Annotated in this window: 11 protein-coding genes; 7 read left to right on the top strand and 4 right to left on the bottom strand. The window is 69.6% G+C overall.

The window, feature by feature from the left end; genetic code table 11:
• The first annotated feature begins 10 nt into the window (after positions 1-10).
• Entirely contained in the window at positions 11-1,846 is a 1,836-nt protein-coding gene (locus tag ACFVVM_RS27210) for a glycoside hydrolase family 15 protein (protein WP_387623836.1), read from the top strand.
• Here the strand turns inward: ACFVVM_RS27210 and ACFVVM_RS27205 are convergent.
• The gene (locus ACFVVM_RS27205) at positions 1,776-2,408 is read right to left on the bottom strand and encodes a hypothetical protein (protein ID WP_387623834.1); all 633 of its coding nucleotides are present in this window, start codon (positions 2,406-2,408) and stop codon (positions 1,776-1,778) included. The two genes, ACFVVM_RS27210 and ACFVVM_RS27205, sit on opposite strands and share 71 nt — an antisense overlap.
• Before the next feature lie 161 nt (positions 2,409-2,569).
• On the opposite strand from ACFVVM_RS27205, the gene ACFVVM_RS27200 reads away from it, so the two are divergent.
• The 3 genes from ACFVVM_RS27200 to ACFVVM_RS27190 all read left to right on the top strand — a co-directional run bounded on the left by ACFVVM_RS27200 (position 2,570) and on the right by ACFVVM_RS27190 (position 7,658).
• Positions 2,570-2,833, top strand: coding sequence for a hypothetical protein (locus tag ACFVVM_RS27200; protein WP_387623832.1), 264 nt, complete (start codon positions 2,570-2,572; stop codon positions 2,831-2,833).
• Positions 2,834-2,926: 93 nt separating this feature from the next.
• Positions 2,927-6,235 (top strand): DEAD/DEAH box helicase, encoded by a 3,309-nt coding sequence (locus tag ACFVVM_RS27195; protein ID WP_387623830.1) that lies wholly within the window; start codon positions 2,927-2,929, stop codon positions 6,233-6,235.
• A gap of 58 nt (positions 6,236-6,293) precedes the next feature.
• On the top strand, positions 6,294-7,658 hold the full coding sequence (locus ACFVVM_RS27190) for a TIGR01777 family oxidoreductase (protein WP_387623827.1): 1,365 nt from the start codon (positions 6,294-6,296) through the stop codon (positions 7,656-7,658).
• 523 nt (positions 7,659-8,181) lie between these two features.
• Here the strand turns inward: ACFVVM_RS27190 and ACFVVM_RS27185 are convergent.
• Positions 8,182-9,012 carry a MerR family transcriptional regulator gene (locus ACFVVM_RS27185; protein WP_387623825.1) on the bottom strand — a complete coding sequence of 277 codons (831 nt, stop codon included), beginning with the start codon at positions 9,010-9,012 and terminating at the stop codon, positions 8,182-8,184.
• Between the two features lie 190 nt (positions 9,013-9,202).
• On the opposite strand from ACFVVM_RS27185, the gene ACFVVM_RS27180 reads away from it, so the two are divergent.
• Complete coding sequence (locus ACFVVM_RS27180) at positions 9,203-9,802, top strand: lipocalin family protein (RefSeq protein WP_387623821.1); 600 nt, start codon at positions 9,203-9,205, stop codon at positions 9,800-9,802.
• Positions 9,799-11,112 carry a cryptochrome/photolyase family protein gene (locus ACFVVM_RS27175; RefSeq protein ID WP_387623819.1) on the top strand — a complete coding sequence of 438 codons (1,314 nt, stop codon included), beginning with the start codon at positions 9,799-9,801 and terminating at the stop codon, positions 11,110-11,112. Before ACFVVM_RS27180 ends, ACFVVM_RS27175 begins: the two co-directional genes overlap by 4 nt.
• A 456-nt stretch (positions 11,113-11,568) precedes the next feature.
• Here ACFVVM_RS27175 and ACFVVM_RS27170 read toward each other — a convergent pair whose 3' ends face one another.
• Together ACFVVM_RS27170 and ACFVVM_RS27165 are read right to left on the bottom strand one after the other, a co-directional pair.
• Positions 11,569-12,024: a PTS glucose transporter subunit IIA gene (locus ACFVVM_RS27170; RefSeq protein WP_387623816.1), complete on the bottom strand. Its 456-nt coding sequence runs from the start codon at positions 12,022-12,024 to the stop codon at positions 11,569-11,571.
• Entirely contained in the window at positions 12,021-12,251 is a 231-nt protein-coding gene (locus ACFVVM_RS27165) for a PTS glucose/sucrose transporter subunit IIB (protein WP_302876168.1), read from the bottom strand. The genes ACFVVM_RS27170 and ACFVVM_RS27165 overlap by 4 nt, the downstream gene beginning before the upstream one ends.
• Before the next feature lie 227 nt (positions 12,252-12,478).
• Between ACFVVM_RS27165 and ACFVVM_RS27160 the strand changes: the two genes are divergently transcribed.
• Entirely contained in the window at positions 12,479-13,825 is a 1,347-nt protein-coding gene (locus ACFVVM_RS27160) for a PTS transporter subunit EIIC (RefSeq protein WP_387623813.1), read from the top strand.
• The last annotated feature ends 1 nt before the right edge of the window (position 13,826 follow it).

Genomic DNA, 13,826 nt, shown 5'->3' with positions numbered 1-13,826 from the left:
AGGAGTGCTCGTGACCAGCTATCCGCCGATCGACGCGCACGGAATCATCGGTGATCTGCAGACCGCCGCACTGGTGTCGACGGCAGGCACGATCGACTGGTGGTGCGCGCCCCGCTTCGATTCGCCGAGCGTGTTCGCGTCACTGCTCGACAGCGAGCGGGGCGGGTACTGCGCGATCGACGTGGAGACCAGCGGGGTGACAGCCCGGCAGCTGTACCTCCCGGACACCGCCATTCTGCTCACCCGCTTCTGCGGCCCCGACGGCGTGGGCGAGGTCGCCGATTTCATGGCGCCGATTCGCGGCACCGAGCCCGCCGACCGGCACCGGCTGGTGCGCATCGTGCGCGTGGTCCGCGGCTCGCTGACCTTCACGCTCACGTGTCGACCACGCTTCGACTACGCCCGCGCCACCCACACCCTCGACCTCGCCGACGACCACACCGCCGTCTTCGGTTCCGCCACCGCCGATCTGCACCTCCAGGTCACCGACCCGATCGTGCTGCACCCCGACGGCACCGACAGCACCGCGCGCTTCACCCTCGACGCCGGTGAGCGCGCCACGATCGTGCTCACCACCGTGCCCTCCGGCGCACCGGTGTCGGCACCGCCGGCGTGGGAGTCCACCGCCGCGGAATTCGACCGTTGCCGTCGCTTCTGGCAGAACTGGCTGCGCTCGTCCACCTACCGCGGCCGCTGGCGCGACATGGTCAACCGCTCGGCGATCACGCTCAAACTGCTCACCTACGCGCCGACCGGCGCACCCATTGCCGCGGCGACCATGGGCCTGCCCGAACAGATCGGCGGCGAACGCAACTGGGACTACCGCTACACCTGGATCCGCGACGCCTCCCTCTCGGTGCGGGCGCTGATGGACCTCGGCTTCACCGAGGAGGCCTTCGCCTTCCGCCAGTGGCTGCGGGCGCGGGTCGAAGCGGGCGGGACCGCCTCGGGCGAACCCTTGCAGATCATGTACCGCGTCGACGGTGACCCGCGGCTGGACGAGCAGACCCTGACGCACCTGTCGGGATACCAGGATTCGGCACCGGTGCGCGTCGGCAACGGCGCGGCCGACCAGATCCAGCTCGACATCTACGGTGAGGCCGCCGATGCCCTTGCCCAGGCCACCGGGCTGCCCGCCATCGCCGGCTGGCGGACTCTGGCCGGACTCGTCGACTGGCTCGCCGACAATTGGGACCGTCCCGACGAGGGGATCTGGGAAACCCGCGGCGGCCGTCAGGAATTCACCTACAGCCGGCTGATGACCTGGGTGGCTTTCGACCGCGCCGTCCGCATGGCGACCACCCTCGCCAGGCCCGCCGACGTGGCCCGCTGGACGGCCGAGCGCGACGCGGTCTTCCAGCAGATCGTCGACCGGGGCTGGAGCGAGAAACGCCAGGCGTTCGTCCAGCACTACGCCACCGACGTCCTCGACGCCTCCCTGCTGCTCATGCCCCGCATGGGATTCCTGTCCCCCACCGACCCGATGTGGCTGAGCACCCTCGACGCGATGTACCACGAACTCGTCAGCGACAGCCTGGTCTACCGCTACGACCCCCAGGCCTCCCCCGACGGCCTGCGCGGCACCGAGGGCACCTTCAACCTGTGCAGCTTCCTCTACGTCGAAGCCCTCGCCCGCTCCGGCCGCCTCCAGATCGCCCGCTACGCCTTCGACAAGATGCTCACCTACGCCAACCACGTCGGCCTCTACGCCGAGGAGATCGGCCCCTCCGGCGAACAACTCGGCAATTTCCCCCAAGCTTTCACCCACCTCGCCCTCATCGCCGCTGCCCTCGCCCTCGACGAAGAACTCGACCGCACCGAATCCACGCCCCCGACCACCGATTGATCGCACGACGTGAGTCTTCGCCAGGCGCGTCGCCGCCGGCCTGGTCCGCAGTGACGATGCGCGTATCGATCGGAGCGTAGGGCGGTCCGGCCAGCAGGCGCCGGCACCCGTGTCGGGCGTCGTCGATGACGGACTCGCGCGCGCCGTATCCGTCGTCGACGCAGCACAGCAGGAAGTCGAAATCCCACACCAGTTCGCCGAGACCGACGTGCTGCGGCGTGTCCGTGAGCATCAGCCGGGACAGGTACGTCGCGGTTCTGGCGAGGTTCTCGACGGGATCACCGGCACCGGAGAGCAGGCGTTCGGCGTGCTGGGTAGCGTGACGGAGCAGGATGGCGGCTTCACGTTCCGGCCAGCTCACGCTGTCGAGACCGAGTTCCGCCAGGGCGGTGTGGAACAGGTCGGGGGCATCGCGGGTGTCCGTTCGGTGCAGGCAGGCGAGCTCGATCAAGGCCGGTGAGTCGAGGCCGCGAGCCAGTGCTTCGGCGGCGACCATGGGCAGGTCCTCTCGGCCGAGCTCGCCCAGTGCGAAGAGGTCGGCGGCGGTGTCGAGGTCGTCCATGTTGCTCAGCGTGAGGTGTCGGAGTTCCTCGGTCAATTCATATTTCGACGCGGTGGGGTCGACGTTTCCGGCGTGGTGGTTCGGTCAACACTGCTGTCGTCGTCGAGAGATCTCGGCGGGTGGATGAATCGGCGCGGAGTGTCGCGTATTCAGGAGGACAAGTGCGAAGTGTCAGGATCGCGGCGATCGTGGGGGCGGTGGCCGCGGGCGCCATGGTCGGGATGGGTTCGGCCGCTGCCGAACCCGCGCAGGAGGAGCCGAAGGAGAACATCTTCATCGATGTGAATGTGCTCGGGTGTTCGTTCGGGGCGGGGCTTGGCGGAGATGTGTTGGTGGCGTTGGGAGCCGGGAGTGGCTCGAGCGCGGTGGTGAATTCGTCGTTGGCCGGGCGGCTGCGCGCGGCGGGGTGTCTGCCGAGCTGGTAGTGGGTGACGTGCGGGTTGGCGTGCCGGGGAAATAGCGATCGCGTACCGTGGTGCGGGTTGTCAGCATGATGGCCGACGGAATTGGGGTGCATCGTGAGCGGGTCCGAGCATGCCGTGCGGCTCGTGCGTTTCTGGCAGACCGTGGAGTTGTTCGGTCCGCGGTTGGTGCCCGAGGTGGGGGCGGATGGTGAGTCGGGTGGGCTCGTCGTCGATCTCGGGACCGAGGACGTCGCACCATGGGAGGACATGACGGTCCTGCCGCCGCTGCGGGCGGGGCATGGCTGGCAATTTGTGGTGTACGGCGGGCTGTTCGGGGTCGGCCGGGCGCGTGAGGCGCTGGTTCGGGTGTTCGGGGAGGACCAGCTCGAGGCGGATGCTCGACGGGCCGGAACCACAGCGGCTTTCGCGCTGACATTGACCGACGACGGGGTGGTTGTCGGCGGGTCGGCGACGCTGTCGGGGTTGGCGTGGGCGGTGAATCGGCTGCGGTCGCCGGGGCCGGGCGATACCGGGTGGGCGGACGGGTTCGATCATGATTCGGAGGCCTTCACCGCCGCCTTCGACACCTTGACGCGGGAAGCCGCGGCGGCGCCGGATGCCGAGCAGGTGGAGAAGCCGCGGTGGCGAGCGTTGGACGTGGCCGGTCGCGGGGTCGGCGCGTCGCTGATCGCGGCGGGAGCCGACGGCGTGATCTCGCCTGGGCTGGCAGGGATGTCGGCATTGGCGTTCGCCGAACGATTCACCCCGGACGAGCAGGAGGACGGCGTCGAGCCGCCCCGGCTGACCGGTCGGGATCTACAGACCTTCACCGGAGAACTGTGCGGCGCGCTCGGGATTCGGTCCGAGCTGCGCGCCGGTGGCGTGCGGGTGGCGTGTGTGCAGGTCGCCACGCGCGATGCCGACAGTGCCGCCGCCGAGGATCGCCTCAACAGTGGGCTGGGCGCTGACCTCGCCGCGCTGGAGTCGGCGGTGGAACGCGGCGATGTCGGTGCGGCGCTGCGGGATTACCTCGCGGCGACGCAGGCGTTGCCGGTCGATGATCGGATCGACGTCCGGCAGCGGCAGGACGTGATGGTCGAAGGGCTGCTCCCCCACCTGATTCCGGACGGACGCTGGCCGGGTGACCCGCTGGTGTCGGGACAGCAATTCGCCGTCGACCGGGCGATGGCCGAGCTGGCCGACAGCGTGGGGATCTTCGCTGTCCACGGCGCGCCGGGCACCGGGACGACGACGATGCTGCGGGATCTGCTGGCGGGCATCGTGGTCGAGCGGGCCGCGCGACTGGCGGTCTTCGACGATCCGCTCGCGGCGTTCGCCGGAGTCACCGAACAGGTGCAGGTGGCGAAGAACTACACGGTGGGCGCGCATCGGCTGACGTCCGCGATCACCGGATTCGAAGTGGTGCTGGCGACGGGCAGCGACGAGACCGCCGCGGAGGTGGTCGCCGAGATCCAGCATCGCGGGGCGATCGACAGCGACGTGCGGCTCGATCACTTCTCCGACCTCGCCGAACTCGTCGGCGGCGAACCCGCGTGGGGCCTGGTCGCCGCGGCGCTGGGTGGAACGCGCCGCGCGTTCGGTGAGCAGTTCTGGTTCGGCGATCGGTTCGCCACGGAACGTCCGAACGGCGCGCAGGCGAGTGCGGGCGGCATGCTCGACATTCTCAAACAGGCCGAGGCGGACCCGGATTCGATCCCGGATTGGCCGACCGCGGTGGGTGATTTCGCGCGGCGTCGCGCCGAGGTGCGCGAGCTCGCGCAGGAGCGTCAGGATGTCGCCGACGCGGTGGCCGAACTGCCCGCGATGAACGACGGGCTGCGGACGATGTCGGCCGAGATCGCCGAGGCCGACGACGCGCACGCGCACTGGCGGGACCGGCATCGGCTGGCGGCCGAGCATCTGCGCGGCGCCCAAGCCGAGCATCATCGGGCGGGCAAGTCACTCGGTGAGCACAGCGGGCTCAAGCCGGGGTTCCTGGCCTCGCTGTCGACGGGATTCCGGTCGGGACGACGGTGGAGTGCGCGCAGCAACGAGCTGCTGCGGGAACGGCACATCGCCGAGTCGGAGATGCGGCGGCGCCAGACCGAGGTCGAGTACACGCGTGAGCAGTGGGCACGGGCGGCCGAGCACGGGCGCACGCTCATTCGCGAGCATCTCGAGTTGACCGAGCGGCGCGAGGCGGCGCTCGATGTGATCGAGCGGGCGCGGGAGAACTGGTCGCGCACCATTCCTTTCGGCGATGTCGCCGGCGACGACGAACAGTTCCAGCTGTGCAATCCGTGGGCCGACGAGCAGTACGCGACAGCAAGGCGCGAGCTGTTCCTGTCCGCGCTGCGGCTGCACCGGGCGTTCCTGCTCAATGCCGCGCCGCGGGTGCGCGACAACCTGATCGTGGCCGTCGCGTTGATCAGGGACGAACTCGCGGTGGCGCCGAAGCCGGAGACGATCACGGCCGCCTGGCAGACGATGTTCCTCGCGGTGCCGATGATCACGACCACCTTCACCGCGCTGCCGAACTTGTTCGCCGGGTTGGGGCGCGAGGCGCTGGGCTGGTTGTTCGTCGACGACGCGGGTCGCGCCGCACCGCAGTCGGTGGCCGGTGGGCTGTGGCGCACGCGGCGGGCGGTGATCGTCGGCGATCATCGCCAGCTCGGACCGGTAGGGGCGCTGCCGACCTCGGCGCAGGAAGCCCTGGTCCGGGAATACGGTCTCGATCGGGAGTGGATGCCGGATCGGGCGTCGGCGCGCCACGCCGCCGATCGCGTGGTGCGGTACGGCACCTGGCTCACGCCCGCCGACGCCGAATCGCCGGTCTGGGTCGGCACGCCGCTGCGGGTGCATCGGCGCAGCGATCTGCCGATCTTCGAGCTGACGCACCGCATCGCCTACGACGACGACCTGCTGGTCTTCGGCACACCGTCACGACCCGAATTCCCCGATGACAATCGATGGATAGACGTGAGATCGGCCCGGGCCGAGGGCAATTGGATTCCGGGCGAAGGTGAGGCGCTCGCCGCGTTGCTCGCCGAACTCGCCGACAGTGTCGATCCGGCCCAGATCCGGGTGGTCAGCCCGTTCCGCGATGTCGCGCGGGGTGCGCGGGAGGTGGCGCGGGCGACGCTCGGACCGGAGTTCGCCGCCCGGCAGGTCGGCACGATCCACGCGATGCACGGCAATTCGGCCGAGGTGGTCGTTCTGGTGCTCGGCACCTCGCCCGCCGCGGGCGGGTCGCGGCGGTGGGCGGCGACGAATCCGAACGTGCTCAACGCGGCGGTCTCGTGTGCGCGGCGGCGGGTGTACGTGATCGGCAACTACAGGCTGTGGAGCAGTCAGCGCTACTTCGACGCGCTGGCCGCGCAGTGGACGGTGCAGGCCGAGCAGCTGGTCCGTTCGGCGCACTGACCTGGCACGTTCGGCGGCGTGACCACGTATCGTCGGTCGGCATGTCTACAGTCGAGGGATGGGCATCGACTGTTCCGCCATCGTTGCTTCACCCCGGACCGAGGTCTTCGACTGGTTCGCCAGACCCGGCGCGTTCGCACGGCTGGCACCACCGTGGCAGCCGGTGACCCTGCTCGCCGAATCGGACTCACTCGCCTCCGGGTGCGCGGTCCTCGGCCTGCCGGGCGGGCTGCGCTGGCTCGCTCAGCACGATCCCGACGCCTACCACCCACCCGAACGTTTCGCCGATGCCGTCACCACGGACGGGCTCGCCTCCGCGCCGGTCGGGCGGCTGCTCCCGTGGCGGCATGTGCACGAGTTCGAGGAGATCGACGACGGACACACGCGAGTGATCGATCGGGTGCGCACGCCGGTGCCGGAATCCGCGCTGCGGGCGATGTTCGACTACCGCTATCAACAACTTGCGAACGATCTCGCCGCGCACCGCCGCGCCACTGCCGGGGGTTGGACGTCGCGCACGGTCGCGGTGACCGGCGCGTCCGGGCTCGTCGGTTCGGCCCTGACCGCGTTCCTCACCACCGGCGGGCACCGGGTCGTGCGGCTGGTCCGGCATCCGGCGCGGGAACCGGACGAACGGCAGTGGAACACCGACGATCCCGCCGCCGACCTGCTCGACGGTGTCGACGCTGTCGTTCATCTCGCCGGTGCCTCGATCGCGGGGCGGTTCACCGACGCGCACAAGCGCGCGATCGCCGACAGTCGCATCGAACCGACCCGGCGCCTGGCCGAACTCGCCGCGACCGCGGGGATCGGCACCTTCGTCAGCGCCTCGGCCATCGGCTTCTACGGCTACGACCGCGGTGAGCAGACGCTGACCGAGGATGCCGAGCGCGGCGACGGGTTTCTGGCTGATGTGGTGGAGCGGTGGGAGGCAGCGACCGTTCCTGCCTCGGCGGCGGGAGTCCGGACGGTGCAGGTGCGCACCGGGATCGTCCAGTCGCCGCAGGGCGGGACATTGCGGCTGCTGCGGCCGTTGTTCGCCACGGGGCTCGGCGGGCGGATCGGTGACGGGCAGCAGTGGTTCTCGTGGATCGGGATCGATGATCTGGTCGACGTGTATCACCGTGCGCTGTGGGACGACAGCATGTCCGGGCCGGTGAATGCTGTTGCGCCACATCCCGTTCGCAACAGCGAGTACACGCGGGTGCTGGCACGGGTGCTGCATCGGCCCGCGGTGCTGCCGGTTCCCGGTTTCGGGCCCGCCGTGCTGCTCGGCAAGGAGGGTGCGCGGGAATTGGCCGGGGCGAATCAACGGGTGATCCCGGCTCGGCTCAGCGCCGCCGGACACAGGTTCCGCACCGAGGAGCTGGAGGCCGCGTTGCGCCATGTCCTCGGGCGCACGGCGACGCCCATTGCCGATTGAGGGTGCGCCGATATCCGGCGCCGGCACCGACTCGCCCGGGGGTCCGTGCGGCGGCCGAGTCTTCGCGCGGCCGAGTCTTCGCGCAGCCGGGCTGGGCCGGCCCGGGCAGAGCTCGGCTGGCTGCTGAGTTGGCCGCAGGCAAGCGCTGTCCGGACGCGGGCGCGTCGTGCCTACCGACACTGCCCGACCGCGCCGGGCGGCGGTCAACTGCCCGGACGAGTCGTCGCGCGGCTGGGTCTGGCCGACTGGCTGCCGTGGGCAGGCGCTGTCCGGACGCAGCCGCGCCGTGTCATACCGACACTGCCCGCCCCTGTCAGGCGGCGATCAGCCGCACGAGGTGTCGCCAGACCGGCTCGGTGCCCTACACGGTCCTCCACAGCATCGCTCGCTGTGGATCTACGATCGAGTGCAATCCGCGTCGAGACTGCATCGTTTGGCCGATTTCGGGAACCGAGCAATCCAGCTGGTGCAGGGCGCCGAACCGCAGTTGCGCTCGGCGACAGCGCGATCCGATCGGAAGGAGTCAGCTGAGGATGACGACCGCGGCGGGCAGGTCGGCTACCCGTTCGACCCCATCGGGCAGCAACACCGCCTCCCACCCGGGCCCGCCGACGAACACCCGGGCACCGGTGCGCGAGCAGGCCAGCACCGCCGACGTCAACGCCGTGGACTCGCGCTGCGACCACAGCAGCACCGACGACGGGCCCGCGTGCCGAGCGAGCGCATCCGACAGCGCGACGGTCGGCACGTCGGCTCCCAGCATGCGGGCGCCGACACCGGCTTCCGCCAGCGCGGCGCGCAAGACGTCCAGCGGTAGCGAATGCGTCTCCCCGCTGGTGCACGCCAAGAGCACGGGCGCACTGCTCGGCGCCGGTCGGACCTGCTGCATGACCGCCGTGATCGACCACGACAGGAGGTGTTCGACATCGATGCATCCCTCGCCGCCGCCCTGCCGCGCGACGATGTCGGCGAAAGCGGGTCGGCACAGGAGCTCCCAGGTCCGCACGACTCCGTAGGTCCGCACGTGGGCTTCGATGTGCGCGCAGACGGTGGTGGTGTCGAGGTCGAATGCCGCGTCGAGCAGGGCGGTGCGCTCACCGAGCGCGGGCACCGGTCCACGAGCCGCGGCGGCGGCGCCGGCCGGGCTCGCGCCGCCGCGGATGAGTTCGAGCATGTGCGCGAGCAGGGCGATGTCGGTTTCGGTGTAGAGACGATGCCGTCCCGGCCGGTCCTGGGCGGGGCCGATGCCGTATCGGCGGTTCCAGCTCCGGAGGGTGGCGGTGGGAATGCCGAGGCGGTCGGCCACCGCGCGCACCGTGTATCCGGCGGGGGCGGGGGCGAAACCGGCAGGCATCGTTTCATTCTGCCCGGACCGGCCCGGTCGGCGCGTCACGGTGGGGCCGCCGCGCGTCGACGAGGCCCGGTCACGACACCCACCGGTCCCGCGTCGGACGTTCCGAGATGCCGACGAAACGCGCGTGCATGCATCAATAATGCATCGAATTCTGCTACCGTGGGCAGACACCGACCTCGAGGAGTTTCCTGTGCGCACTCGCCGTAGCTCGTTGACCACCGGACTGCTGATCGCCGCGGCCGCGAGCCTGACCGTGGTGGGTTCGGGCACTGCCGCCGCGGCACCACCCGCGCCGGTCCCGAACCTGGAACTCGACCGCTACCTCGGCGAATGGCGTCAACTCGCGGCGATACCGCAGCCGTTCAACCTCAACTGCGCGCGCGACACCACCGCGACCTACACCCTCGACCCACAGGGCGACATCGGGGTCTACAACCGGTGCCACACCTGGACCGGCGGCGTCGACGAGATCCGCGGCACCGCGACCGTGAACGATCCGGACACCAACGCGCAACTGCACGTGAGCTTTCCCGGCGTTCCCGGCCAGGACCAGCGGGTGGGCGAGACCAACTACATCGTGACCGAGCTGGGCCCGGACTACTCGTGGGCGCTGGTCACCTCCCCCAGCCGACTCTCCGGCTTCGTCCTGTCGCGCACCCCCGCGCTCGACGACACCGCCTGGCAGCAGGTCGACGCCGCCATCCGCGCCGCGGGCCAGGACCCGTGCGTGTACCTCACCTCGCCCACGACCGGCGGCGATGCCGACGTGCGCCCCCTCTGCACGCGATGAGTGTCGCGGTCGCGCTGTTCACCCGCGACCTGCGGGTTCACGACAATCCGGTGCTCACGGCGGCGGTCCGCGCGGCCGACCAGGTGGTGCCGCTGTTCGTCGTCGACGAGGCGCTGGTGCCGGACCGGTGTCCGCCGAATCGGGCGCACTTCCTCGCCACGGCACTCGCCGAACTCGACGAACGATTGCGCGCGCTGGGCGGCAGGCTGATCGTGCGACGCGGCGTGCTGGTCGACGAGGTGGCGCGCGTCGTCGCGGAAACCTCGGCCACGAGCGTGCACCTGGCCGAGGACGTGAGCCGCTACAGCAGGCGCCGCGAGCACGCGCTGCGCGAGCGCGCCGACGGCTGGTCGGTGCACTGCCACTCCGGCTCGGTGACCGCGACCTCCACCGAGATCACGCCGTCGACCGGTCGGGACCACTTCTCGGTGTTCACCCCGTACTTCCGCCGCTGGAGCGAGACGCACCGCCGCCGTCCGCTGCCCGCGCCTCGATCACTGTCCGTACCGCGGCTGACCAGCGATCCGCTGCCGGAAGCACGCGCCCTCGCCACCGGGGAGCCCTCGCCCCGATTGTCGGTCGGCGGTGAGACGACCGGCCGTGCGCTGCTGCGGGATTGGCTCGACGGCCCGATCGGCGACTACGCCCGCGACAACGACGACCTCGCCGCCGAGGCCACTTCGCGTCTGTCGCCCTATGTGCACTTCGGATGCGTGTCCCCGACCGAGGTCGTCCACCGCGTCGACGCGACCACCGAAGGCGGACTGGCCTTCGTCCGGCAACTGGCGTGGCGCGATTTCCATCACCAGGTGCTCGCCGCTCGCCCCGCGGCCGCGTGGTCGGACTACCGCACCCGGACCATCGCCGGTGCCGACGACGACAAGGCCGTCGCCGCGTGGAAAGACGGCCGCACCGGATATCCGATCGTCGACGCGGGCATGCGCCAACTGCGCGCCGAGGGCTGGATGCCCGGCCGAGCCCGCCTGATCGCGGCCAGCTTCCTCGCCAAATCGCTCCGCCAGGACTGGCGGGTCGGCGCGGCCCATTTCCTGCACTGGCTCGTCGACGGCGACCTCGCCAACAACCAGCTCAACTGGCAATGGGTCGCCGGCACCGGCACCGATACCCGCCCCAACCGCGTCCTCAACCCACTCCGGCAGGCCGACCGCTACGACCCCGACGGCACCTACGTGCGGCGCTGGCTCCCGGAGCTGGCGCACTTGCCCGGCGCGCGAATCCATCGACCGTGGCGCGAGGGGATCGATGCGGCGGTCTATCCCGCACCGCTCATCGAATGCGTGGGCAGCTGACCGGATCCATGCAGCGCCCACCCACCTCGGCCAACGATTCGGTCTCCGAAACGGATTGTGCGGACAGTTTGCGTGACACTGGTTCGTGCGTCTCGAATGATCGGAGCAGTCATGAGACCAGCAACAATTCTCGGACCAGCCGCTTGCGCGGCGATAGCCATCGCCATCACGCTTCCGACGGAAGCCAGTGCTGATCCGGTCACCGACCTGCTGTGCAGCAGCGGTTCGAGCCAGTTCTGTCCGCCGCCACCACCGCCACCGGGCGAATGTCATCCGTCCTACGACCCGTGTCTCCCGATCACCAGCGACGTCGACTGCGCGGGTGGCAGCGGAAACGGGCCGGTCTACAGCGGACCGGTGCGGGTGATCGGGCCTGACGACTATGGACTCGACAGTGATGGGGACGGGTTCGGGTGTGAGAACAGCTGACGCCGGGTCGGCGTCGGCCAGTAGGGTTTACGGCGAGTCGAACAGCAGGGCACCAGGTTCCACGTCGGTGTCGATGGCGTCGCTGGTGATCGAGTCCTTGGCCGAGTCCATGACCACGATCGGGCAGATGGGCGAATAGCCGGTGGTGTCGATCTGGGTGGGATCGAAGGTGACGATGGGGGCGCCCGCGACCACGTCGTCGCCTTCGGCGGCGAGGAGTTCGAATCCCTCACCCTTGAGCTTCACGGTGTCGATGCCGAGGTGGACCAGGACGCCGACGCCCTGGCCGAGGATCACGAAGGCGTGGGGGTGCAGTTTGACGATCTTGCCCGCGATGGGCGCGGTGACCACGAGTGGGCCGCGGGTGCGGTCGGGATCGACGGCGACGCCGGAGCCGACCAGCTGACCGGCGAAAACCGGGTCGGGGACGTCGGCCAGCGCGACGACCTTGCCGGGCAGCGGGGCGAGCACCGGCACGCTCACAGGATGTCCTCGATGTCCTCGGCGAGGGTGTCGGCTTCGGGGCCGACGACGACCTGCACGACCGAGCCCGCCTTGAGCACGCCGTGCGCGCCCGCCGCCTTGAGGGCGGCCTCGTCGACCTTGTCGCCGTCCTTCACCTCGGTGCGCAACCGGGTGATGCAGGCCTCGATCTCGACGATGTTCTCCGCGCCGCCAAGGCCCTTGACGATCGCTTCCGCTTTGGACATGTGTTCTCCCTTTCCGCGGTGGTTGCCGGTTCCAGTATGGGAGCCTCGGATGTGCGCCACGTCATATTTCGCGGTTGACATCCGACGACCACCTGGTCAAACTTACAACTGGTTATGACCGGACAGTACCCGTCAGGGTCACTGGTTCACAATAGTTGTCCCGGATCGGCTGCGAAGTCCGACCGGCTCGCCGAGACCGCCGGAACGCCCGGCACGAAGAGGTCGACATGACTGCCGTTACCGACAGCCCCAAAAAAGAATCGAAGGTGTTCGCGGGTTTGCAGCGCCTCGGTCGCAGCCTCATGCTGCCGATCGCGGTCCTGCCCGCGGCGGGCATCCTGCTGCGCATCGGCCAGGACGATCTCCTGGGCCGATTCTCCGCGCTGGAGAGCACCGCGGCCGTCATCTCGGCCGCCGGACAGGCCGTGTTCACCTGGCTGCCGCTGATCTTCGCCGTCGGTATCGCGATCGGCTGGGCCAAGAAGGCCGACGGCTCGACGGCGCTGGCCGCGGTGGTCGGCTACATGGTCATCAACGGCGTGTTCGAGGCGATGTCACCGATCGTGCTCGAGGGCAAGACCGACCCGACCGGCGGCCAGGCGATGATCAACTACGGCGTGCTCGCCGGCATCGTGATGGGTCTGCTCTCGGCGATGCTGTGGCAGCGGTTCTATCGCACGAAACTGCCCGACTTCCTCGGCTTCTTCAACGGCAGGCGGCTGGTGCCGATCCTGACCGCGGTCACCGGCCTCGTCGTCGGTGTCGCCATGGCGTTCCTCTACCCGGCGTTCAACTCCGCGCTCACCTGGGTGGGCGAGACGGTCGCCGAGAACACCGTCCTCGGCGGCGGCATCTACGGTGCGGCCAACCGCCTGCTCATCCCGACCGGCCTGCACCACATCCTGAACTCCACCGTCTGGTTCCTCGTCGGCGACTACAACGACGCCTCCGGCCAGATCGTGCGCGGCGACCTCAACCGGTTCTTCGCCGGTGACCCGACCGCGGGCACCTTCATGACCGGCTTCTTCCCGATCATGATGTTCGCGCTGCCCGCCGCCGCCTTCGCCATCTACCGCAACGCGCGCCCCTCGCAGAAGAAGCTGGTCGGCGGCATCATGCTCTCGACCGGTCTCACCGCGTTCGTCACCGGTATCACCGAGCCGCTCGAGTTCGCGTTCATGTTCGTGGCCTGGCCGCTGTTCGTGGTGCACGCGCTGCTCACCGGCACTTCACACGCCTTGGTCAACGCGCTCGGCATCCATGACGGATTCACCTTCTCCGCGGGCGCGATCGACTATGTGCTCAACTTCGGCAAGGCCACCAACGCCTGGATGTTGATCCCGATCGGCCTCGGATACGCGGTGATCTACTACGTGCTGTTCAGCTTCGTGATCAAGAAGTGGAATCTGCGCACACCCGGTCGTGAGGCCGAAACCGATGTCGAGGTCGGCGCGCCCGATGTCGCCGCGACCGAAGCCGAGGCCGCCCAGACCGCGACCGGTGATACTCGAACCGACGCCCCACTGGTCGCCGAAGTCGAAACGAAGCTGGACAAGAAACTGGAAGGTGAGTGAG

The organism is Nocardia sp. NPDC058176, from assembly GCF_042883805.1.
In the GTDB taxonomy this organism is placed as follows: Bacteria; Actinomycetota; Actinomycetes; order Mycobacteriales; family Mycobacteriaceae; genus Nocardia.
The sequence above is the reverse complement of the archived record's forward strand: the minus strand, read 5'-3'. Positions and strand labels throughout refer to the sequence as shown.